This window comes from Streptomyces sp. NPDC002619 (assembly GCF_042889305.1).
Taxonomy (GTDB): domain Bacteria; phylum Actinomycetota; class Actinomycetes; order Streptomycetales; family Streptomycetaceae; genus Streptomyces.
This window is the reverse complement of sequence record NZ_JBIAQV010000006.1, coordinates 195747-216284: the sequence shown is the minus strand read 5'-3', so window position 1 is coordinate 216284 and position 20538 is coordinate 195747. Positions and strand designations below refer to the sequence as shown.

The window sequence follows — 20538 nt, the reverse complement described above, 5'->3', positions numbered from 1 at the left end:
GGCGCCTCAGAGGTAGTAGCGCGAGACCGACTCCGCGACACAGACCGGCTTGTCGCCGCCCTCGCGTTCCACGGTGAAGGCGACGGTCACCTGGACGCCGCCGGTGACGTCCTCGACGCCGCTGATCCTCGCGGTGGCGCGCAGCCGGGAGCCGACCGGGACGGGGGAGGGGAAACGGACCTTGTTCGTCCCGTAGTTGACGCCCATCTTCACGCCCTCGACGCCCATGAGCTGCGGGCCGAAGAGCGGGAGCAGCGACAGGGTCAGATAGCCGTGCGCGATGGTCGTCCCGAACGGTCCCCGGGCGGCCTTCTCCGGGTCGACGTGGATCCACTGGTGGTCGCCGGTGGCGTCCGCGAACAGGTCGATCCGCTTCTGGCCGACCTCCACCCAGTCGGTGTACCCCAGCTGCTCGCCCACGGCCGCCTTCAGCTCGTCGGGGGAGGAGAAGATCCTCGGCTCTGCCATGTTCCCGGCCCTTTCGCTCACATCTCACGCCTCTAAGCAACTGCTTAGCATGGTCGGGGGCGGGGACGATGTCAACGGACGGCCCGGAGGTAGGGCTCGGTAGGCTCTGCGGGGTGCCCCAGATCCCCGAGAAGATCCACGAGCTGACCGTCGGCCAACTGTCGGCGCGCAGCGGCGCCGCCGTCTCCGCCCTGCACTTCTACGAGTCCAAGGGCCTCATCAGCAGCAGCCGCACCTCGGGCAACCAGCGCCGCTACAGCCGCGACGCCCTGCGCCGCGTCGCCTTCGTACGCGCCGCCCAGAGGGTCGGCATCCCCCTCGCCATGATCCGCGAGGCCCTCGCCGAACTCCCCGAGGAGCGCACCCCGACCCGCGAGGACTGGGCGCGCCTCTCGGAAGCCTGGCGCACCGAACTGGACGAACGCATCAGGCAACTCAACCGCCTCCGCGACCACTTGACCGACTGCATCGGCTGCGGCTGCCTGTCCCTGGACAGCTGCGTCCTGTCCAACCCGAACGACGTTTTCGGCCAACGACAGACAGGGTCACGTCTGTTGCCGGGGGGCGGGTAGGCCCGGGGACCCCAGGCGGCTCAGGTGGGCGCTGCCCGTCGGTCAGAACAGTCGGGCAGAACAGGGGGATGCGGCATCCCCGGTGCGTGCACCCCCGGATGGTCAGGCCGACATGAGCAGCCGTCCGTGCCTGGCGTAGGCCAGTGCCTCGGGCGTGAGTACGGGCCGCGGTACGAGAATCCCGCAGTCCGCGCAGACCGGACCCGACGACGGCTCGTGGTCCAGGTCGTACTTCCAGACGAGGTGCTCTCCGTCGCACACCGGGCAGGTCGAGCCCGGGGCACGCTCCAGGGCGGCGATCAGCCGCCGCAGCACCTCGTCGAGTGGTTCACGGGGGTGGCGCTGGGGGTCGTCGCAGCAGGCGACCCCGAAGCCGCCCCAGGTCAGCCGGTGCCAGTCGTCGACACTGCCCGGCCGGCGCAGCCCGTCGTGCTTCTCCTTCCGGCGCCGCTCGGCGAACTCGGCCTCATAGGCGAGCCAGACCGCGCGGGCCTCCTCCAACTCCCCCAGCGCGGCCACGAGCCGCGCCGGGTCGGGGGAGCGGTCCTCGGGTCCGAACCCGGCCCGGGAGCACAGATGGTCCCAGGTCGCCCGGTGCCCGTACGGAGCGAACCGCTCGAGGCACTTGCGCAGCGAGTAGCGCCGCAGCGCCAGATCGCAGCGGGGATCTCGCACCTGTCTCGCCAGACTCCGGAAACCGGCCATCGCCCTGCACCTCCGTCACACCTGCACCTGTACTGCGGTCACTTCGGCGTCGTCGTACGGACTTCGCGCCCCCCGATGCCGAATAGACGTGTCGACACGCGAATCGGCTCCCTCCGATTTCCGATGCCCCGTCATCGACTCCCCGGCCACTCCGAAAACTTGACGCATGTTCATCTTCACTCTCGGGGATACCGGCGGTAACGTCCGGCCCACCCCCGTCGGGAGGAGCTGCCATGCCACGGCGTACCCCACACAACTGGTTCTTTGACAAACTGAGAACTCCCGGCAGATTCCCGGGGTTCCTGAAGACCGCGTCCGTCTGCGTCCTGATCGCGGGACTGCTGTCCCCGCTGGCCCAGACCGCCGCGGCGGCACCGCAGGTCACGGCCGCGAACGACTACTGCGGCGGCCAGTGCTCGGACATCCTGCCGCCCGGTGAGAACGGCAACGCGACCCTCGCCCAGATCCTCCTCAACCAGGCCTTCGGCACCCAGCCCTCGCACGCCGAGGACCAGCTCGGCCCCTATGCCAACCTCGCCACGGGCTACTCGGGGCTGACCGACGCGAAGATCAACACCTTCTTCAACGATGCGTCGTTCGGCGTCCCCTCCGACCAGGTCGCGTCCACCGAGAAGCCGGCCGGCCGCGGTGACGTGACCATCGTCCGCGACAAGAAGACCGGTGTGCCGCACATCACCGGCACCACCCGGTACGGCACCGAGTTCGGCGCGGGCTTCGCGGCCGCCGAGGACCGGCTGTGGCTGATGGACGTCTTCCGGCACGTCGGCCGCGGCCAGTTGACCACCTTCGCGGGCGGCGCCCCCGCCAACCAGGGCCTCGAGCAGGAGTTCTACCGCAACGCCCCCTACACCGAGACGGACCTGCAGGCCCAGATCGACAACGCCGTGGCCCAGAACGGCGCCCGCGGCCAGCAGGCCCTCGCCGACGCCACCGCCTATCTCGACGGCATCAACGCCTACATCGACGCCTCCGACAGCGGCCGTTACTTCCCAGGCGAGTACGTGCTGACCGGCCACAAGGACTCCATCACCAACGCCGGCACCATCGACCACTTCAAGATCACCGACCTGGTGGCGCTCGCCTCCGTCGTGGGCTCCCTGTTCGGCGCCGGAGGTGGCGGCGAGGTCAACAACGCCCTCTCGCTGATCGCCGCCCAGTCCAAGTACGGCGTCGAGGAGGGCACCCGGATCTGGGAGTCCTTCCGTGAGCGCAACGACCCCGAGGCCGTCCTCACCGTCCACAACGGCGAGAGCTTCCCCTACGCCACCAAGCCGGACAGCCCGCGCGGCGAGGCCCTGCCCGACGCCGGTTCCGTCACCCAGGAGCCGCTGCTCTACGACCGTACGGGCAGCGCGGCCACCGCAAGCGCCACCAGCGCCTCGGCCGGCGCCGCCAAGACGGCGCTGAGCTCGGCACGGCGCGGCATGTCCAACGCCCTCGTGGTGAGCGGCGCACACACCGCGAGCGGCCACCCGATCGCCGTCTTCGGCCCGCAGACCGGCTACTTCGCCCCGCAGCTGCTGCTGCTCCAGGAGATCCAGGGCCCGGGCATCAGCGCCCGCGGCGCGTCCTTCGCGGGCCTGAGCATGTACGTCGAACTCGGTCGCGGCCAGGACTACTCGTGGAGCGCGACGACCTCCGGTCAGGACATCATCGACACGTACGCCGTCGAACTGTGCCAGGACGACTACCACTACCTCTACCACGGCACCTGTACCGCCATGGACAAGGTCGAGCAGAAGAACGCCTGGAAGCCGACCGTGGCCGACGGCACCGCTGCGGGCTCGTACACGATGCGGGTCTGGCGCACCAAGTACGGGCCGGTCGAGTACCGGGCGACCGTCGGCGGCAAGAAGGTCGCCTACACCAGCCTGCGCTCCTCCTATCTGCACGAGGTCGACTCGATCATCGGCTTCCAGATGCTGAACGACCCCGACTACCTCAAGAGCCCGCAGACCTTCCAGGGCGCGGTGCAGCACATCAACTACACCTTCAACTGGTTCTACGCCGACTCGCAGCACACCGCGTACTACAACAGCGGTGACAACCCGGTGCGGGCGAGCGGGGTGGACGCGGAGTTCCCGGTGTGGGCGCAGTCCGCCTACGAGTGGCAGAACTGGAACGGGGCCACCAACACGGCCGACTACACCCCGCCTTCCGCGCACCCCAACTCGATCGACCAGGACTACTACATCTCCTGGAACAACAAGCAGGCCAAGGACTACACGGCCGCGCCCTGGGGCGAGGGCTCGGTGCACCGCGGCAATCTGCTCGAGGACCGGGTGAAGAAGCTGGTCCAGGCCGGCGGGGTCACCCGGACGTCGCTGGTCAAGGCGATGGCGGACGCGGCGCTCGCCGACCTGCGCGCCGAGGACGTCCTGCCGGACCTGCTGCAGGTGATCAACAGCTCCCCGGTCACGGACACCACGGCCGCGGCGGCGGTCGGCAAGCTCCAGACCTGGGTCACGGCCGGCGCCAAACGCGCGGAGACGTCGGCCGGTTCGAAGACCTACGCCAACGCCGACGCGATCCGGATCCTGGACGCCTGGTGGCCGCTGCTGGTGAAGGCCGAGTTCGAACCCGGCTTGGGCAGCGACCTGTACACCGCCTTCAGCAACAACCTTCCGGTCGACGAGGCCCCGTCCGCCGGACACGGCCCGACCGGCTCGCACGCCGGAAGCTCCTTCCAGTACGGCTGGTGGAGCTATGTCGACAAGGACATCCGGGCGGTGCTCGGTGAGCCCGTGCAAGGTGGCCTCCAGCAGAAGTACTGCGGCGGGGGCAGCCTCGGCTCCTGCCGGGACGCCCTGATCAGCACGCTCAAGCAGGCCGCCGGCCTGACCGCGGCCCAGGTCTACCCCGGCGACGACCAGTGCTCGGCGGGCGACCAGTGGTGCGCCGACTCGATCGTCCAGCGCACCCTGGGCGGCATCAAGCACGGCAAGATCAGCTGGCAGAACCGGCCGACGTACCAGCAGGTTGTGGAGTACACCTCGCACCGATGACATTCCGACGGCGGCGGGTCACGCGATGCGGCCCGCCGCCAGCACCACCCGCGCCAGCTCGGCGTGCACGATGTCACTGTGCGCGCCGGCCGGCGGCCCCCCGCGCCTGACGACCGCCGCCGCGTCGACGTTCACACAACCCGACGTCGGCAGCTGTCCGTTCAGCGCCCCGGCGAGCGTCAGCGCCTGCGTACTCGGCACGGCCTGCACCCCGTCGTGCCCCATCGCTCCCCATTTGGCGCCCAGCACGTCCCCGAGGTCGAGGCCCAGGACGGACGCGTCGTCGTCCGCCATCCGTGACGCCAGCGGATACATCGTGCCGAGCGCCTGGTCGAAGTGCGAGTAGCAGCACACCAGCGGCCCGTCGACGCGGTTGTGCTGCCCCTGCAGCACCCCTCCCGCGCGGGGATCTTGCGGCAACCGGGTCGCGAACGCGTAGTGGGAGAAGGCGCCTTGGAGCAACGTCACGGACTTCACCGTGCGCACCCCCTCGGGCAGCCCGCGCAACGCGAACGACACGAGCCGCCCGCCGAAGCTGTGCCCGACCAGATGCACCCGCACCCCCGGCGCGCGCCCGGCCAACTGCCCGACCACACGCCCGAGTCCGCGCTCGCCGACCGTGCCCGCACGCCGCTTCATCGCGTAGTACGTCGCCTGCCGCAGCAACTCGCGCGCCCCGTCCCAGGGGTTGGGCAACGAGAACCCGGCCACCTCGCCCGGGGCCTGGAGACCGGCCAGGGCCTGCGCGAACTCGTCGCACAGCGCCACCGTGTCCCCGGTGAACAGGACGGGCTCGCTCTGCGGCACCCCCTCGGCGAGCGTGTCCGCCGCGAACAGCGGCTGCGGCCCGCCCGGCACGAGCTCCACCAACTCCCGTACCAGCCGCCCGAACTCCACCAACTCGGCCTCCTCGGGCGGCCGCTGGTCCAGGAGCCGGGCGATCTGGTCGATCACGGTGGCCTGCCCGGGGAAAGTCTCCAGCAGGGCGTGCCGGGTGTCCTGGTCGAGTCCCTGCCCCGCGGCCACGGACGCCGTCACGGACCTGGGGAAGTCGGGGATAGGCTCGTCGCTGAACCGCATCGAGGGCCAGATCACGCCCACGTAGCCGATCCGGGCCTTCGGCGCGAGCTTCGGGACAGGCGCGAAGAAGCGGCGGTAGAGCGCGGTCGCGCCCGAGCGGTCGTTGTTCCAGCCGTGCGCGAAGACGATCAGGTCACGGACACCGCGGTCCGTGACCTCGTCGAGCAGCCGGTCCCGCTCCCGGCCGTCCGGATCCCCGTCCGCGTCGAACGTCAGCTCCCAGTAGGGAGTCACGATCGTTCCAGGATCCGCCATGCCGGCCCCCCTCGTCCCCCGAAGCGGTGCGATGTGCGATGTGCGCGCATCGTCCCGCCGGTTGACGGGGTTGGCCATACGAAGCGGCTCACTTGTAGAGGAGATATTCCTTTCGAATCCGCCGGAACGCGGCCAGCTCGTCCTGCCAGGCGGCGACCACCTCGTCCGTCCCGGCGCCGGCGTCGATCATCGTGCGTACGCTGGTGGACCCCGTGAGCTTGTCGATCCAGTTGTCGGACCGCCAGGCGAACCCGCTCCACACCCGCTTGGCGGTCACCAGGAGCGCGATCCCGGTCCGCACGGGGTCGTACGCCGCCCGGTCGTGCACATGGAGCTGCAGACCCCCGACGGTCTGCCCCTGGAACTTGGAGAAGGTGGGCGCGAAGTACGCCTCCCGGAAACGCACGCCCGGCAGCCCCAGTTTGTTCGCCGCTGCCGCCCACCGCCCGTCGATCCCGAGGGCACCCAGCAGTTCGAACGGCCGTGTCGTGCCGCGCCCCTCCGACAGGTTCGTCCCCTCGAACAGACAGGTCCCCGAGTACACCAGCGCGGTGTCCGGCGTCGGCATGTTCGGGCTCGGCGGCACCCACGGCAGCGCGGTCGCGTCGAAGAAGTCCGACCGCTTCCAGCCCGTTGTCAGTACGGTCTCCAGGGGCACCGGTGTGCTCAGGAACTCCCCGTTGAACAGCCGTGCCAGCTCGGCGACCGTCATCCCGTGCGCCTGCGCGATGGGCTGCCGCCCGACGAACGTCGCAAACTCCTTGTGCAGCACCGGCCCCGTGGCCTCGCGCCCGGTCACCGGGTTCGGCCGGTCGAGCACGACGAACCGCTTGCCCGCGAGCGCCGCCGCCTCCATGCAGTCGTACAGCGTCCAGATGTACGTGTAGAAGCGCGCGCCGGCGTCCTGGATGTCGAAGACGATCGTGTCGACGCCGGAGGTGGTGAAGACGTCGGCCAGCGGCTGACCGCTCTTCTGGTAGGTGTCGTAGACGGGCAGCCCGGTCGCCGGGTCGTCGTAGCGGCCCTCCGAACCGCCGGCCTGCGCGGTGCCGCGGAAGCCGTGCTCGGGACCGAAGACGGCGGTGAGGTTCACGCGGGAGTCGGCGTGCATGACGTCGACGATGTGGCGTACGTCGCGGGTGATGCCGGTGGGGTTGGTGACGATGCCGATTCGCCGGCCGCTGAGCTGGGCGTAGCCGTCCTGGGCCAAGCGGTCGAATCCCGTGTGCACCTGGCTGCGGCGTTCGGAGGCTGTCGGCGTTGCCGTGGGGGTTACGGCCGCTGTTGCTGCCGCTGCTGTCAGAAGACCTCGTCTGGACAGGAGCATGGGGACCTCCGCAGTCTGTGGACGTTGGCATGCGCACGCTATGCGTCTCCGCGGGTCGTGCGGAAGGTGCTGGTCCACCGTGGTTGATCGCGCCCGCGCGGCGGAGCTGCATATCGATGCAGCCCCGCGCCCCTATGGGTGTTGCGGTGAGACCTTTCTTCAAACATACCGACCGGTTAGTGTGGGCGCGCTGAGCCGAATCGCTGCCTGTCGAAGGAGACCGATAGTGGGAGCCGTGCGGGATGCGGGTGTCGTCGTCACCGGGGCCGGTGGGGGGATCGGGGCCGCGTTGGCCCGTCGGTTCGCCGCCGAAGGGGCTCGGGTTGTCGTGAACGATCTGGACGGTGACCGGGCCCGGTCCGTCGCCGAGGAGATCGGTGGCATCGCGGTTCCGGGTGACGCGTCCGGCATCGTCGGCGAGGCCCGTGAGGCGCTCGGCGGCACCGTCGACGTGTACTGCTCCAACGCGGGACTCGGCTCGGGCGGCTCGGAGGCGGCGGGGGAGGACGTCTGGGCGCAGGCCTGGGACGTCAACGTCATGGCCCATGTGCGGGCCGCCCGGGAACTGCTGCCGGCCTGGCTCGAGCGCGGCAGTGGCCGTTTCGTCTCCACCGTCTCCGCCGCCGGTCTGCTCACCATGATCGGCGCCGCCCCCTACAGCGTCACCAAGCACGGTGCCTATGCCTTCGCCGAGTGGCTGTCGCTGACGTACCGCCACCGGGGCCTCAAGGTTCACGCCATCTGCCCGCAGGGCGTTCGCACCGACATGCTGGCCGCCACCGGCAGCGCGGGCGACCTGGTCCTCCAGCCGACCGCCATCGAGCCGGAGGCCGTCGCGGACGCGCTGTTCAAGGGCATCGAGGAGGACCGCTTCCTGATCCTGCCGCACCCGGAGGTCTCCGGGTTCTATCAGGCGAGGGCCGCCGACCCCGACCGCTGGCTGACCAACATGAACCACCTCCAGCAGAAGTGGGAGGCGTCCCTGTGACCGGGTACGCCGACCGGCCCTGGCTGACCCTGCTCAACGACGTCCAGCGAGGCCCGATCGAACCCGCCGACTCGCTCGTGCACGCCCTGCGCCGCTCCGTTGCCGAGGCCCCGGACCGGACGTTCCTCGCCTACTTCGACGCCCGCCTCACCTACCGCGAGGTCGACGCGCTCAGCGACTCCGTCGCCGCGCATCTCGCCGCGCGTGGACTGGAGCGCGGCGACCGGGTCGCCGTCCTGCTGCAGAACTCCCCGCACTTCGTGCTCGCCGTCCTCGGGGCGTGGAAGGCGGGCGCGACCGTCGTGCCGGTCAACCCCATGTACAAGTCGGGGGAGGTCGGCCATGTCCTACGGGACGGCGAGGTGGCCGCGCTGATCTGCTCCGACCGGGCCTGGGAGTCGTATCTGCGCGAGACGGCCGCGGACTCGCCGGTGCGGATCGTGCTCACCGGTTGCGAGTCGGACTTCCAGACTCGCAACGACGCGCGCGTGCTGACCTTCGAGCGGCTGCCCCAGGCCCCCGACGCCGACGACCTCGTGACCGTCGCCCGGCAGGGCGGCAAGGCCCCCGGGGGCCGCGACCCGCTCCCCGCCGACACCGCGCTGATCAGCTACACCTCGGGCACCAGCGGCACCCCCAAGGGCGCCACGAACACACACGCCAACATCATGTACAACGCCGAGCGCCAGCGGACCGGGCTCGCCCTGCCCGAGGCGCCGGTCTACCACGCCCTCGCCCCGCTGTTCCACATCACCGGAATGGTCTGCCAGTTCGGTGCCTGTCTGAACAGCGCGGGCACCCTGGTGCTCACGTACCGCTTCGAACCCGGCGTGGTCCTGGAGGCGTTCGCCGAGCATCGCCCGCACTACACCGTGGGCCCGTCCACCGCGTTCATGGCGCTGGCCGCCCACCCGGACGTCACCCCGGATCACTTCTCCTCCTTCGTGAACATCTCCTCGGGCGGCGCACCCGTGCCGCCCGCCCTGGTGGAGAAGTTCCGGGCGGGCTTCGGGCCGTACATACGCAACGGCTACGGGCTCACCGAGTGCACCGCGCCCTGCGCCTCCGTGCCGCCCCAGCTGGAGGCGCCCGTCGATCCGGCCTCCGGGACGCTGGCCGTGGGCCTGCCCGGCGCCGACACGGTCGTGCGCATCGTCGACGACGCGGGCGAGGAGGTCCCGTTCGGCGAACAGGGCGAGATCGTCGTGCGCGGGCCGCAGGTCGTGCCCGGCTACTGGCGCCGCCCCGAGGCCACCGCCGAGACCTTCCCGGACGGCGAGCTGCGCACCGGCGACATCGGCTTCATGGACCCACAGGGCTGGCTGTACGTCGTCGACCGCAAGAAGGACATGATCAACGCGTCCGGCTTCAAGGTGTGGCCCCGCGAGGTCGAGGACGTGCTCTACACACACCCGGCGGTGCGCGAGGCGGCCGTCGTCGGGGTGCCCGACGGCTACCGGGGCGAGACCGTCAAGGCGTACATCAGCCTCCGTCCGGGTGCCGAGACCGACCCCGGTGCGCTGGCCGCCTACTGCAAGGAGAGACTGGCGGCCTACAAATACCCGCGTCAGGTGGAGATCCTGCCCGAACTGCCCAAGACGGCGAGTGGGAAGATCCTCCGTCGGGAACTGCGTTCCCGCGTACACGACCGCAGTGACGACAGCCAGTAGGCATCAAGGAAAGGCAGGTGGCGGCAGTGGCCAGGACGACGGACGGAGACGGTACGCCCGTCCCGCAGCGGCTCCTCGCCGCCGCCACCCGGCTCTTCGCCGAACAGGGCTACGACCGCACCTCGGTGCAGGAGATCGTCGAGGCGGCCGGCGTCACCAAGGGAGCGCTCTACCACTACTTCGGCTCCAAGGACGACCTCCTGCACGAGGTGTACGCGCGCGTGCTGCGTGTCCAGCAGGAGCGGCTGGACGCGTTCGCGGACGCCGACGAGCCGATCGAGAAGCGCCTGCGGGCCGCGGCGGCCGACGTCGTCGTCACGACGATCGAGAACCTCGACGACGCGATGATCTTCTTCCGCTCCATGCACCAGCTCAGCCCCGAGAAGAACAAACTGGTGCGTGCCGAGCGGCGCCGTTATCACGAACGCTTCCGCGCGCTCATCGAGGAAGGCCAGCGCGAGGGCGTCTTCTCCAAGGAGACCCCGGCCGACCTGGTCGTGGACTACCACTTCGGCTCCGTCCACCACCTGTCCACCTGGTACCGCCCCGACGGCCCGCTCACCCCACAAGAGGTCGCCGACCACCTGGCCGACCTGCTGCTGCGGTCGCTGCGGCCCTGAAGTCCGATGTGTAAGGGGCGGCCGTCGCTGGCGGCCGCCCCTTACACGCGCCTGCTCACAGGTATTTCTTCAGCTCCCGCCGCGCCAGCGACCGCTGGTGGACCTCGTCCGGGCCGTCGGCGATCATCAGGGTCCGCGCGCCCGCGTACAGCTCGGCCAGCGGGAAGTCCTGGCTCACGCCTCCCGCGCCGTGCAGCTGGATCGCCCGGTCGATGATGTCGACGACCGCACGCGGCGTGGCGATCTTGATGGCCTGGATCTCCGTGTGGGCGCCCCGGTTGCCGACCGTGTCCATCAGCCAGGCCGTCTTCAGGACGAGCAGCCGCAGCTGTTCGACCTGCACGCGCGCGTCCGCGATCCAGTTGTGGACCACACCCTGCTGGGCCAGGGCCTTGCCGAACGCCGTGCGGGAGACGGCCCGGCGGCACATCAGCTCGATCGCCCGCTCGGCCATGCCGATCAGCCGCATGCAGTGGTGGATCCGGCCGGGACCGAGCCGCGCCTGCGCGATGGCGAAGCCGCCGCCCTCCGCGCCGACCAGGTTCGACACCGGCACACGCGCGTGGTCGAAGATCACCTCGGCGTGGCCGCCGTGGTAGTGGTCCTCGTAGCCGAAGACCCGCATCGCGCGCTTGACTGTGACGCCGGGGGTGTCGCGGGGGACGAGCACCATGGACTGCTGACGGCGGATGTCGGCGCCGTCGGGGTCCGTCTTGCCCATCACGATGAAGATGCCGCAGTTCGGGTCCATCGCCCCGGAGATGTACCACTTGCGGCCGGTGATGACGTAGTCGGCGCCGTCGCGCTCTATCAGAGTGGTGATGTTCGTGGCGTCCGAGGAGGCCACCTCCGGCTCGGTCATCGCGAACGCCGAGCGGATCTCACCGGCCAGCAGCGGCTCCAGCCACTGCTTCTTCTGCCGCTCGTCGCCGAACTGTGCGAGCACCTCCATGTTCCCGGTGTCGGGAGCGGCGCAGTTCAACGCGGTGGGCGCGAGCTGCGGGGAGCGGCCGGTGATCTCGGCGAGCGGTGCGTACTGCAGGTTCGTCAGCCCGGCACCGTACTCGGCGTCCGGCAGGAAGAGGTTCCACAGGCCCTGCCTGCGCGCCTCGGCCTTGAGCTCCTCGACCACGGCCGGGGTGTCCCAGGGAGAAGCCAGCGCGGCCCGCTGCTCCTCCGCCACCGGCTCGGCCGGATAGACGTACTCGTCCATGAAGGCGAGCAGCTTGGCGCGCAGTTCCTCGGTGCGCGCGTCGAACGCGAAGTCCATGTCCGGTCAGCCTTCCTGAAGCGTGGTCAGTCCGTGGTCGATGAAGACCGGTACGAGATCGCCGATGCGGTCGAAGCCGCGCCCGACCGTCTGGCCCAGCGTGTACCGGTAGTGGATGCCCTCGAGGATCACGGCGAGCTTGAACCAGGCGAACGCCGTGTACCAGGAAACGGCCGAGACATCGCGCCCGGAGCGGGCGGAGTAGCGCTCGATCAGCTCGGCGGGGGCGGGGTGCCCGGCGGCCGAAGCAGTCGTGGAGATGGGGGAGTCGGGCAACTCCAGCGGCGTGCTGTACATGACCAGCAGACCCAGGTCGGTGAGTGGGTCGCCGAGGGTCGACATCTCCCAGTCGAGAATCGCCTTGATCTTGTCGTCGTCACCGATCAGGACGTTGTCGAGCCGGTAGTCGCCGTGTACGACGCTCGGGGCCGGGGAAGTGGGCAGTGCCCGACCGAGGGACGCGTGCAGCTCGTCGATGCCGGCCAGGTCGCGGTTGCGGGAGGCGTCCAGCTGCTTGCCCCAGCGGCGCAGCTGCCGGTCCAGGAAGCCCTCGGGTCGGCCGAAGTCCGCCAGGCCCACCTCGGCGGGGTCCACGGCGTGCAGCTCGACCAGGGTGTCGACCAGGGCCAGCACCGCGGCACGTGTGCGCTCCGCGCCGAGCGGGGCGAGCTGGTCGGCGGTCCGGTACGGCGTTCCCTCGACGAACTCCATGACGTAGAAGGGCGCCCCCAGCACCTCCTCGTCCTCGCACAGCAGCACCGGACGCGGCACCGGCACCGCCGTCGGGTGCAGGGCGCTGATCACCCGGTGCTCGCGCTTCATGTCGTGCGCGGTGGCCAGGACGTGGCCGAGCGGGGGCCGCCGTACGACCCACGTCGATGCGCCGTCCGACACCGCGTAGGTGAGGTTCGACCGTCCGCCCTCGATCAGCCTGCCGGTCAGGGGGCCGTCGACCAGACCCGGCCGCTCGCGGTCGAGCAGGCCGCGCAGCCGGTCCAGGTCGAGTCCGGGCGGGTGGTCGGGGTTCATGCATCGCTCCTACGAACAGGTGAACAGGACGCGACTCATGATGCCGACCGGTCGGTATGCCGTCCAGTGGGTGGGCGAAACGTGATCGGAGCCACGATAGGCCGACGGCTCCCCGCGGGGTCCGCGGAGAGCCGTCGACGGGTGTTTTCCGGCCGCGCCCAGTGGGTCGTGCTCAGTGGTCGTCCCAGTGACCGGCGTGCTCGGCGTGCCGGTGACCGTCGTGCAGGTAGTCGACGTGGTCGCCGTGCTGCACGCGCGCGTGTCCGCAGCCCTCGCCGTGCCGATGGTCGTGGCCCTCGTGCGTGGTGTGCCCGATGGCCTCGCACTCGTCCCAGTGGCCGCCGTGCTCGCGGTGCAGGTGTCCGTCGTGCGCGTAGTCCGTGTGGTCGCCGTGCGGCACCTCGGTGTGCCCGCAGCCCGGGCCGTGGGTGTGGGTGTGGGCGCCGTGTTCCTGATGGAGGGTGGTGCTCATGGTGCTCACCTTCGGGGTGTGCGGGTGATGACGACGGACAGGCTGTCATGTGAAATGCCCATATGGCGGCATTCCGGTTGCGTGGCGCCCTCGGGCCCCGTCGACCGGAAGCACGACCAGGGCCATCCGGACGCCTGGCATGTCTACGGGCCCCGGTGAGTCAGCGCACGACCAGCGCCACCGCGCACACGGCCGTCGCCACGGCGCACAGCGCCGCCGCCGCGGCCTGCGGGGGCGCGAGGGCCGACGGGCGGGCGGTCGCCGCGAGCGTCCGGATACGGCGGTGGGCCACCCACAGGAAGGCCGACCAGAGCACGGCGCACACCGCGCACACCACGACGCCGACGGCGGTGGCACCGGCGTGCAGGGCCACGCGCAGCGCGAGCACGGCGACCACGGCGTACGTCAGTGTCGTACGGCGCCACGCGAGCCGGGTCCGCTCCGGCTGCAGGCCCGGATCCCGCACGACCGGCTTCTGCGGGCCGGGCTCATGCCCGCCCGTCGCCCGCGCGCCCGGGTCCCGCCCGCCCGTCATCCGTCCCAGCCGACGACGACCACGACCACCATCGCGACGGCCACCACGCCGATCACGACCCCGAGCAGCGCCGGGAACCGGGACATCGGCAGGTCCTCGCCCCGGCGCATGGCCCGCTCGCAGCGCACCCAGTGGTTGACCGCACGCAGCGAGCACAGCACGCCCGCCCCGAGCAGCGCCATCGCCAGCCCCACCCGCCAGGCCCAGCGCAGGTGCGGCAGGAACTGGTCCACCGCGAAGCCCCCGGCGATCAGCGCCAGCGCGGTGCGCAGCCAGGCCAGGAAGGTGCGCTCGTTCGCCAGCGAGAACCGGTAGTCCGGGGTGGAGCCCTCCGCCCGGATCTGCTCGGGCGCGAACCACAGGCGGATGTTCCGTACGAACTCGATCACGTGCCGGACCCTATCGAGGCCGGGCCGCGCGGTGCGCGCGCAGCCGCTCGTACGCCGCCAGGCCGTCCGGCACCCACTCCCACTCCCCGAGCCGCGCCGCCAGCTCGCCCTCGGTGACGAAGTCGTGCCAGGCCACCTCCTCCACCTGGGGCCGCACCGGCAGCTCGCAGCGCACCTCGTACACCGCCGACCACCAGGTCCCCCCGGCCCCGTCGTCGTACAGGAACTTGAACAGGAACGCCGGACGGGGCAGCCCCGAAACCCCCAGCTCCTCCTCGGCCTCGCGCAGAGCCGCGTCGTCGTACGACTCGCCCGCGCCGACCACACCGCCGACGAACATGTCGTACAGGGAGGGGAAGACCAGCTTGGTCGCGGTGCGGCGGTGGACGAAGACGCGGCCGTCGGCGTCGCGGGCCTGGACGAACACCGCGCGATGGCGCAGCCCGCGCGCGTAGGCCTCGCCCCTCGGGGATTGGCCGATGACCTGGTCGTTCTCGTCGACGATGTCGAGGATCTCGTCAGCAGCGCTCATGGACCCATCCAAGCAGGGCCGACTGCGACTCCGGCCGAGCAGGGCCGAGCGAGTGAATCGGCGTGGGTCAGTACGGCTGGAGGTCCCGCTCCGGCTCCGGCTGCCCCGTGCCGCACGGCATCGCCGGGTGCAGACCCAGCAGCACGATGCCCACGACCACCGCGGCCAGCCCCGCCGCCTCCCAGGCCAGCGCCCCTGTGTCGGTGCGCAGCCGGTCGCCGAGGAAGCCCACCCCGCACAGGATCCCGGCGAGCGGCTGGGCCGCGGTGAGCGCGGGCAGCGACATGCGCAGCGGTGCGGTCTCGAACGCGCTCTGCACCAGGACCAGCCCCGTTATGCCGATCACCAGTACGCCGTACGGCTGCCAGCCCGTGAGGACCTCCATCAGGCCGCCCTCGGAGAAGCGCTGCCCGCTCACCCGGGTGAGCGCGTCCTGTACGCCGTACAGCAGACCGGCGGCGACGGCCAGCAGCACCGGGCCCGAGCTCAGCCGGGAGCGTTTGGCGTAGGTGGTCAGCAGCAGGGCCAGGCCGACCGTCACGCCGATGATCAGCCAGTGCCGCAGCGGGTCCGAGATGGCGGTGCCGCCGCGCGGCTGGCCCGCCAGGATGAATGCCGACACGCCGCCCGCGAGCAGCGCGAGACCGGCCCAGCCCTGGCGGCCGAGCGGCTGCTTCGTCTGATGGCGGGAGAGCGCGAGGGCGAACAGCAGGTTCGTGGCGAGCAGCGGCTCGACCAGGGAGATCTCGCCCCGGCCCAGGGCGACCGCGCCCAGGACCATGCCGGCCACCATCAGCCCGATGCCGCCGAGCCAGCGCGGCACCTTCATCAGGTCGAGCAGCAGGCGCGGCCTGAGGAAGTCGCTGAGGGGTGCCTTCTGGGCGGCGTTCTGCTGGAGCACGAACCCGAAGCCCAGGCAACAGGCCGCGCTCACGGCGAGAATCAGAACCAGAACCGACACGCTGCGTACCTCGATCATCCGGCGGGGCCACGGGGTGCGATGGGCCGACTGTAGCGTCCCAGGCCCCGGTGTGCGTCCGTGAGCGCCCGGAACCGGGCAGTGGACTCGGTCACGGTGGTCCGTCGGCCCGGCGGCGGTGGAGGGCGGCGGCGCAACCTGAACGGCCATGGTCCGACGCCCGGGAGGGCGGCGCCATGGCCTACGCCACAGGGTGACCCGCGGCGTGCGCTCCACCCTACTGCGCCGTCGCCACGCCCGCGCCGCAACTACCTCTTGGCAAAAGGTAGTTGAAGCCGGTAACACTGCCGGGCAACTTGACGCGAACTATTGGCTGAGGGTTGGCTGTGAGTGATCGGCCGATGGCAGCCCGAAAATCAGGAAGTCCCGCGGTGCCCTCACCCCCGCCCCTGCTCCACCAGCGCCGCGAGCGCCCCGCCCGCACCGTGCACCGTGCCCCGGATCACGCTCTGGACGACGCCGAACTGATCACCGCGCGCACCGCGTTGACCCAGGGCCGCCGCCAGGCCGCCCGCGCCCTGCTGCTGCGCACCGGAGACGACTGGGACCGCCGCGGTCACCGGATCACCGTCCTCGCGCGGGAGCCGTACGCCGCCGCCTGGGCCCGGGACTGGCTGCTCGCCGAGCCCGGATCGGACGGCGCCGCCGCGCTGCTCGCCCTGGCCCTGGTCCGCCGGGCCCTGCGTGCCAAGGAGGACCCTGGGACGGCGCGCGCGGCCTGCGAGGACGTGGCCGCCCTCGCGCCCGCCGACCCGACCCCGTGGCTCGGCCTGCTCCTGCTGGAGCGCGCGTTAGGCACGGGGGACGGGATGCAGCGGATCTTCGCCGAGATACGCGCCCGTCACCCCGACCACCACCACGCCCACCACGTGATGACCGCCGGCCTCGCCGAACACCGGCCGGAGCGGGGCGCGGACCGGGACCACGAGGTGTACGCGTTCGCCGACCGCTCCGCGGCCAGCGCCCCGGCCGACTCCCCGCTCGCCCTGCTGCCGGTCGTCGCGCACGCCGAGCGCTATCGCGTACTGGCCGACGCGGGCCTGACCCCCGCCGACCCGCCCGCCTCCGGGCACTGGTCGCAGGCCACGGCCGGGCCGCTGCTGCGGGCCGCGTTCGACTGGTGGCTGGAGTGGGAGCCCGAGGACCATCCACGCCGCCACGTCGACCTGAACCACCTCGCCCACGCCATGTCCTGCGCGGGCCGGCACGCCGAGGCCGCCGCCCTGTTCCCGCGCATCGGCCCACACCTCACCCCGGCGCCCTGGCGCTACCCGGACCACGACCCGTGCGCCGCCTTCCGCACTGCACGCGCGCGTGCGCTCGGCACCCCGGAGACCGCCTCCCCGGGCGCTTTCTGAGAAGTACGTAAGAAGTCATTACGGAACGCTGACCGCTGTCCGCCATCCCTGGCCCCGAGGGGGTCCGGAGTGCTCGAATGAATGCGTGAACTCTGAACAATCAGGGGTAGGGCGTCCGCCCGAGGAGGGCAGGCCCGTCGGCCGCCGAGTCTTCCTCGGCACTCTCGGCCTGGGCGCCCTCGGCGTGGTCGCCGCGCCCGCGCTGCAGCGCGGCATGGAGGCGTTCCTCGGCACCATGTCCGGCAAGGACCCCACGGGCCTGACCGGACTGCTCCCGAACGGTGGCGGCTTCCGCTACTACTCGGTCGCCGCGTCCGTGCCCCACAAGGGCCCCGCGGACTACCGGCTCACCGTCGACGGACTCGTGGACCACCCCGGCAGTTACACCCTCGCCGACCTGCGCGCCCAGCCGCAGACCCGGCTCGTCAAGGACGTCCAGTGCGTCACCGGCTGGCGGGTGCCGGGCACCCCCTTCGAGGGCGTACGGCTCTCCCGGCTGCTGGACGCGGCGGGTGTGCGCGACACGGCCCGGGCGATCCGCTTCACCTGCTTCGACGGCACCTACACCGAGAGCCTCACCCTCGACCAGGCGCGCCGCGCGGACGTCCTGGTCGCCCTGCGCATGCAGGACAAGGACATCGGTCACGACCACGGCGGCCCCGTCCGCCTCTACGTCGCCCCCATGTACTTCTACAAGTCCGCGAAGTGGCTCTCCGGGATCACGGTCACCGACAAGGTCGAGCCCGGCTACTGGGAGCACCTGGGATACGACGTCGACGCCTGGGTCGGCCACTCGAACGGACGGTCCGATGAGCCTACGAGCTGAGGCCCCCGCCACCACCGGGCGACTGCACCGCTTCACCCCCGCCGAGCGCTGGGTGCACCGTACGACGGCCCTGCTCATGGGGATCTGCGTGCTGACCGCGGCCTTCCTCTACATCCCGCAGCTGGCGATCCTGGTCGGGCGCCGCGAACTGGTCGTCCGCGTCCACGAGTGGGCCGGCCTCGCCCTCCCCGCCCCCGTCCTGCTCGGCCTCGCCTCCCGTGCCTTCCGCACCGACCTCGGCTTCCTCAACCGCTTCGGCCCGCACGACCGGGTCTGGCTGCGCGCCGCACTGCACCGCGACAAACGGCACTCCTCGCGTCCGGCGGGCAAGTTCAACGCCGGGCAGAAGGTCTACGCCTCGTGGCTGGCCGGGGCCACGCTGGTGATGCTGGGCACGGGCCTGATCATGTGGTTCACCCACCTCACCCCGCTGATGTGGCGCACCTCCGCGACCTTCGTCCACGACTGGCTCGCCCTGACGATCGGCATCGTCCTCGCGGGCCACATCGGCATGGCCCTGGGCGACCCGGAGTCGCGTCGCGGCCTGCGCACGGGGACGGTGAGCCGGGAGTGGGCAAAGCGGGAACATCCGCTGTGGCGGCCCTGAGCTGTGGCAGCGTCCGCTCAGGCCCCGAAGTCCAGCAGCACCTTGCACGACCGGCTGCGGTCCGCCGCCAGTGCGAACGCGGACTCCGCGTCGGTGACCGGTACCACCGCGCTGACCAGAGCGTCGAACACCGGCTCGGCCGCGAGGAGTGGGAGCGCCTCGTCGAACTCGGCGTCGAAGCGGAACGCCCCGCGCACCTCGATCTCCCGGCTCACCACCAGGTTCCCGGCGAACGGGCTCTGTCCCGGCGGCAGCATCCCCAGCTGCACGACGACCCCGCCGCGCCGCACGAGCCGTAGACAGGTGTCGAGACCGGCGGCCACGCCCGACGCCTCGACGGCCACGTCGACCTCCGCCGGCCACCCGGAGTCGTCCGGATCGTCGGCCCGTACGGCCGTGTCGGCGCCCGCGACTTCGGCGTACCGCAGCGCCTCGGGCAGCAGGTCGGTCACGGTCACCCGCGCCGCGCCCGCGGCCTTCGCCGCCGCCACGACCAGGCATCCGATCGGACCGGCCCCGGTCACCAGCACATGCCGTCCGGCCACGTCCCCGGCCCGCCGCACCGCGTGCAGCGCCACCGACAGCGGCTCGGCGAGAGCCGCCCGGCGCAGTTCCAGCCCTTCCGGCAGCGGCCTCAACTGCCCCGCCGGTACGACCATTTGACCCGCGAACCCGCCCTGTACATGCGGGAACCGGGCCGCGCTGCCGAGATAACGGGTGTCCCGGCACACGTTCGCGCGGCCGTCCACGCACTCCGGGCACACCCCGCACGGGGTCGCCGGGTGCACGGCGACGGCCGTACCCACCGCGGGACCCGGGGTGTCCGGGGAGCCGTACGCGACGACCGTCCCCACCACCTCGTGCCCCAGCACCATCGGCTCCCGGAGCCGGAAGTCACCGACGCCGCCGTGCCGCCAGTAGTGCAGGTCGGACCCGCACACCCCGCCGTAGCGGACGGCGACCAGGGCCTGCCCGGGGCCGGGCTCGACGGCCGGCAGTTCCTCGACGCGCAGGTCGCCCTGCCCGTGGATCACACAACCCAGCATTCCCGGGGCCCCTTTCAGAGCACGCTCGTCATACCGCCGTCGACGTACAGCACCTGCCCGCCGACGAAGTCGGCGGCGGGGGAGGCGAGATAGAGCAGCGCGCCGACCAGGTCCTCGGTACGGCCCCAGCGGCCGGCCGGGGTGCGGCGGCGCACCCAGGCGCTGAACTCCTCGTCCTCGACGAGGGGTTGGGTCAGCTCGGTCTCGATGTAGCCGGGACCGAGGCCGTTGACCTGCACGCCGTACGGCCCCCAGTCCGCGCACATGCCCTTGGTGAGCATCTTCAGCGCGCCCTTGGTCGCCGCGTACGGCGCGATGCCGGGGCGGACCACCTCGCTCTGCAGCGAGCAGATGTTGATGATCTTGCCGTGGCCGCGTTCCGTCATGCCCCGGGCGGCCTCACGGCCGACCAGGAACGCGCTCGTGAGGTTGGTGTCCAGGATCCGGTGCCAGTCCTGGTCCGTGAACTTCAGGAGCGGGGCGCGCAGTTGCATCCCCGCGTTGTTGACCAGGATGTCCAGCGGGCCCACCCGCTCCTCGACCTCGGCTATGCCCGCGGCCACCGAGGGGCCATCGGTCACGTCGAACGCGGCCGTGCGGACGTCGCCGGGCAGTGAGGCGGCGGCCTCGGTGAGCCGGCCGGTGTCGCGTCCGTTGAGGACCACCGTGCAGCCGGCCTCGGCCAGCCCGCGGGCCAGGGCGAGCCCGATGCCGCGGCTGGAGCCGGTGACCAGGGCCCTGCGGCCGCTGATGTCGAAGAGTGGGTGAGCCGTCATCGCCGTAC

The 20538-nt window shown here is 71.4% G+C and carries 21 protein-coding genes; 8 read left to right on the top strand and 13 right to left on the bottom strand.

All coding sequences use genetic code 11. From position 1 onward, the window contains the following. Positions 1-6 precede the first annotated feature (6 nt). On the bottom strand, positions 7-468 hold the full coding sequence (locus ACFYXB_RS13750; RefSeq protein WP_389581320.1) for a MaoC family dehydratase: 462 nt from the start codon (positions 466-468) through the stop codon (positions 7-9). Positions 469-581: 113 nt separating this feature from the next. On the opposite strand from ACFYXB_RS13750, the gene soxR reads away from it, so the two are divergent. Then, entirely contained in the window at positions 582-1040 is a 459-nt protein-coding gene (gene soxR / locus ACFYXB_RS13745; protein WP_351347548.1) for a redox-sensitive transcriptional activator SoxR, read from the top strand. Positions 1041-1142: 102 nt separating this feature from the next. Here soxR and ACFYXB_RS13740 read toward each other — a convergent pair whose 3' ends face one another. After that, a complete protein-coding gene (locus ACFYXB_RS13740; protein ID WP_389581317.1) occupies positions 1143-1745 on the bottom strand; it encodes a hypothetical protein in 603 nt (200 codons plus the stop codon). Between the two features lie 233 nt (positions 1746-1978). On the opposite strand from ACFYXB_RS13740, the gene ACFYXB_RS13735 reads away from it, so the two are divergent. Then, a complete protein-coding gene (locus ACFYXB_RS13735) occupies positions 1979-4771 on the top strand; it encodes a penicillin acylase family protein (RefSeq protein ID WP_389581314.1) in 2793 nt (930 codons plus the stop codon). 18 nt (positions 4772-4789) lie between these two features. Here the strand turns inward: ACFYXB_RS13735 and ACFYXB_RS13730 are convergent, their stop codons facing one another. Together ACFYXB_RS13730 and ACFYXB_RS13725 are read right to left on the bottom strand one after the other, a co-directional pair. Then, on the bottom strand, positions 4790-6106 hold the full coding sequence (locus ACFYXB_RS13730) for a serine-threonine protein kinase (RefSeq protein WP_389581312.1): 1317 nt from the start codon (positions 6104-6106) through the stop codon (positions 4790-4792). 88 nt (positions 6107-6194) lie between these two features. Further along, entirely contained in the window at positions 6195-7433 is a 1239-nt protein-coding gene (locus ACFYXB_RS13725) for an exo-beta-N-acetylmuramidase NamZ domain-containing protein (protein WP_389581310.1), read from the bottom strand. Between the two features lie 223 nt (positions 7434-7656). On the opposite strand from ACFYXB_RS13725, the gene ACFYXB_RS13720 reads away from it, so the two are divergent. From ACFYXB_RS13720 to ACFYXB_RS13710, 3 genes are read left to right on the top strand one after another with little or no spacing between them, the layout of a single operon-like run. After that, the gene (locus ACFYXB_RS13720) at positions 7657-8421 is read left to right on the top strand and encodes an SDR family oxidoreductase (RefSeq protein WP_389581527.1); all 765 of its coding nucleotides are present in this window, start codon (positions 7657-7659) and stop codon (positions 8419-8421) included. Further along, positions 8418-10091, top strand: a complete 1674-nt coding sequence (locus tag ACFYXB_RS13715) for a class I adenylate-forming enzyme family protein (protein ID WP_389581307.1) — start codon at positions 8418-8420, stop codon at positions 10089-10091. The genes ACFYXB_RS13720 and ACFYXB_RS13715 overlap by 4 nt, the downstream gene beginning before the upstream one ends. 26 nt (positions 10092-10117) lie before the next feature. Continuing rightward, positions 10118-10711, top strand: a complete 594-nt coding sequence (locus ACFYXB_RS13710; protein WP_351347559.1) for a TetR/AcrR family transcriptional regulator — start codon at positions 10118-10120, stop codon at positions 10709-10711. A gap of 55 nt (positions 10712-10766) precedes the next feature. Here the strand turns inward: ACFYXB_RS13710 and ACFYXB_RS13705 are convergent, their stop codons facing one another. The 7 genes from ACFYXB_RS13705 to ACFYXB_RS13675 all read right to left on the bottom strand — a co-directional run bounded on the left by ACFYXB_RS13705 (position 10767) and on the right by ACFYXB_RS13675 (position 15917). Then, entirely contained in the window at positions 10767-11981 is a 1215-nt protein-coding gene (locus ACFYXB_RS13705) for an acyl-CoA dehydrogenase family protein (RefSeq protein WP_389581304.1), read from the bottom strand. A gap of 6 nt (positions 11982-11987) precedes the next feature. After that, positions 11988-13010, bottom strand: a complete 1023-nt coding sequence (locus ACFYXB_RS13700; protein WP_389581302.1) for a phosphotransferase family protein — start codon at positions 13008-13010, stop codon at positions 11988-11990. 172 nt (positions 13011-13182) lie between these two features. After that, positions 13183-13482, bottom strand: a complete 300-nt coding sequence (locus ACFYXB_RS13695) for a hypothetical protein (protein WP_351347565.1) — start codon at positions 13480-13482, stop codon at positions 13183-13185. 160 nt (positions 13483-13642) lie between these two features. After that, a complete protein-coding gene (locus tag ACFYXB_RS13690) occupies positions 13643-14017 on the bottom strand; it encodes a DUF202 domain-containing protein (protein ID WP_389581301.1) in 375 nt (124 codons plus the stop codon). Then, positions 14014-14406 carry a YidH family protein gene (locus ACFYXB_RS13685; RefSeq protein WP_389581298.1) on the bottom strand — a complete coding sequence of 131 codons (393 nt, stop codon included), beginning with the start codon at positions 14404-14406 and terminating at the stop codon, positions 14014-14016. The genes ACFYXB_RS13690 and ACFYXB_RS13685 overlap by 4 nt, the downstream gene beginning before the upstream one ends. A gap of 10 nt (positions 14407-14416) precedes the next feature. Continuing rightward, entirely contained in the window at positions 14417-14938 is a 522-nt protein-coding gene (locus tag ACFYXB_RS13680; RefSeq protein ID WP_389581296.1) for an NUDIX hydrolase, read from the bottom strand. Between the two features lie 67 nt (positions 14939-15005). Beyond that, the gene (locus ACFYXB_RS13675; RefSeq protein ID WP_389581293.1) at positions 15006-15917 is read right to left on the bottom strand and encodes a DMT family transporter; all 912 of its coding nucleotides are present in this window, start codon (positions 15915-15917) and stop codon (positions 15006-15008) included. Positions 15918-16288: 371 nt separating this feature from the next. On the opposite strand from ACFYXB_RS13675, the gene ACFYXB_RS13670 reads away from it, so the two are divergent. The 3 genes from ACFYXB_RS13670 (at position 16289) to ACFYXB_RS13660 (ending at position 18708) form a co-directional block, all read left to right on the top strand. Next, a complete protein-coding gene (locus ACFYXB_RS13670; protein ID WP_389581290.1) occupies positions 16289-17275 on the top strand; it encodes a hypothetical protein in 987 nt (328 codons plus the stop codon). A gap of 85 nt (positions 17276-17360) precedes the next feature. Further along, complete coding sequence (locus tag ACFYXB_RS13665) at positions 17361-18101, top strand: molybdopterin-dependent oxidoreductase (protein WP_389581288.1); 741 nt, start codon at positions 17361-17363, stop codon at positions 18099-18101. After that, on the top strand, positions 18085-18708 hold the full coding sequence (locus ACFYXB_RS13660) for a cytochrome b/b6 domain-containing protein (protein ID WP_389581285.1): 624 nt from the start codon (positions 18085-18087) through the stop codon (positions 18706-18708). Before ACFYXB_RS13665 ends, ACFYXB_RS13660 begins: the two co-directional genes overlap by 17 nt. Positions 18709-18725: 17 nt before the next feature. On the opposite strand, the gene ACFYXB_RS13655 is transcribed toward ACFYXB_RS13660, so the two are convergent. Together ACFYXB_RS13655 and ACFYXB_RS13650 are read right to left on the bottom strand one after the other, a co-directional pair. Next, entirely contained in the window at positions 18726-19754 is a 1029-nt protein-coding gene (locus ACFYXB_RS13655) for an L-idonate 5-dehydrogenase (RefSeq protein ID WP_389581283.1), read from the bottom strand. A gap of 14 nt (positions 19755-19768) precedes the next feature. Then, the gene (locus ACFYXB_RS13650) at positions 19769-20530 is read right to left on the bottom strand and encodes an SDR family oxidoreductase (RefSeq protein WP_351347583.1); all 762 of its coding nucleotides are present in this window, start codon (positions 20528-20530) and stop codon (positions 19769-19771) included. Positions 20531-20538: the final 8 nt, after the last annotated feature.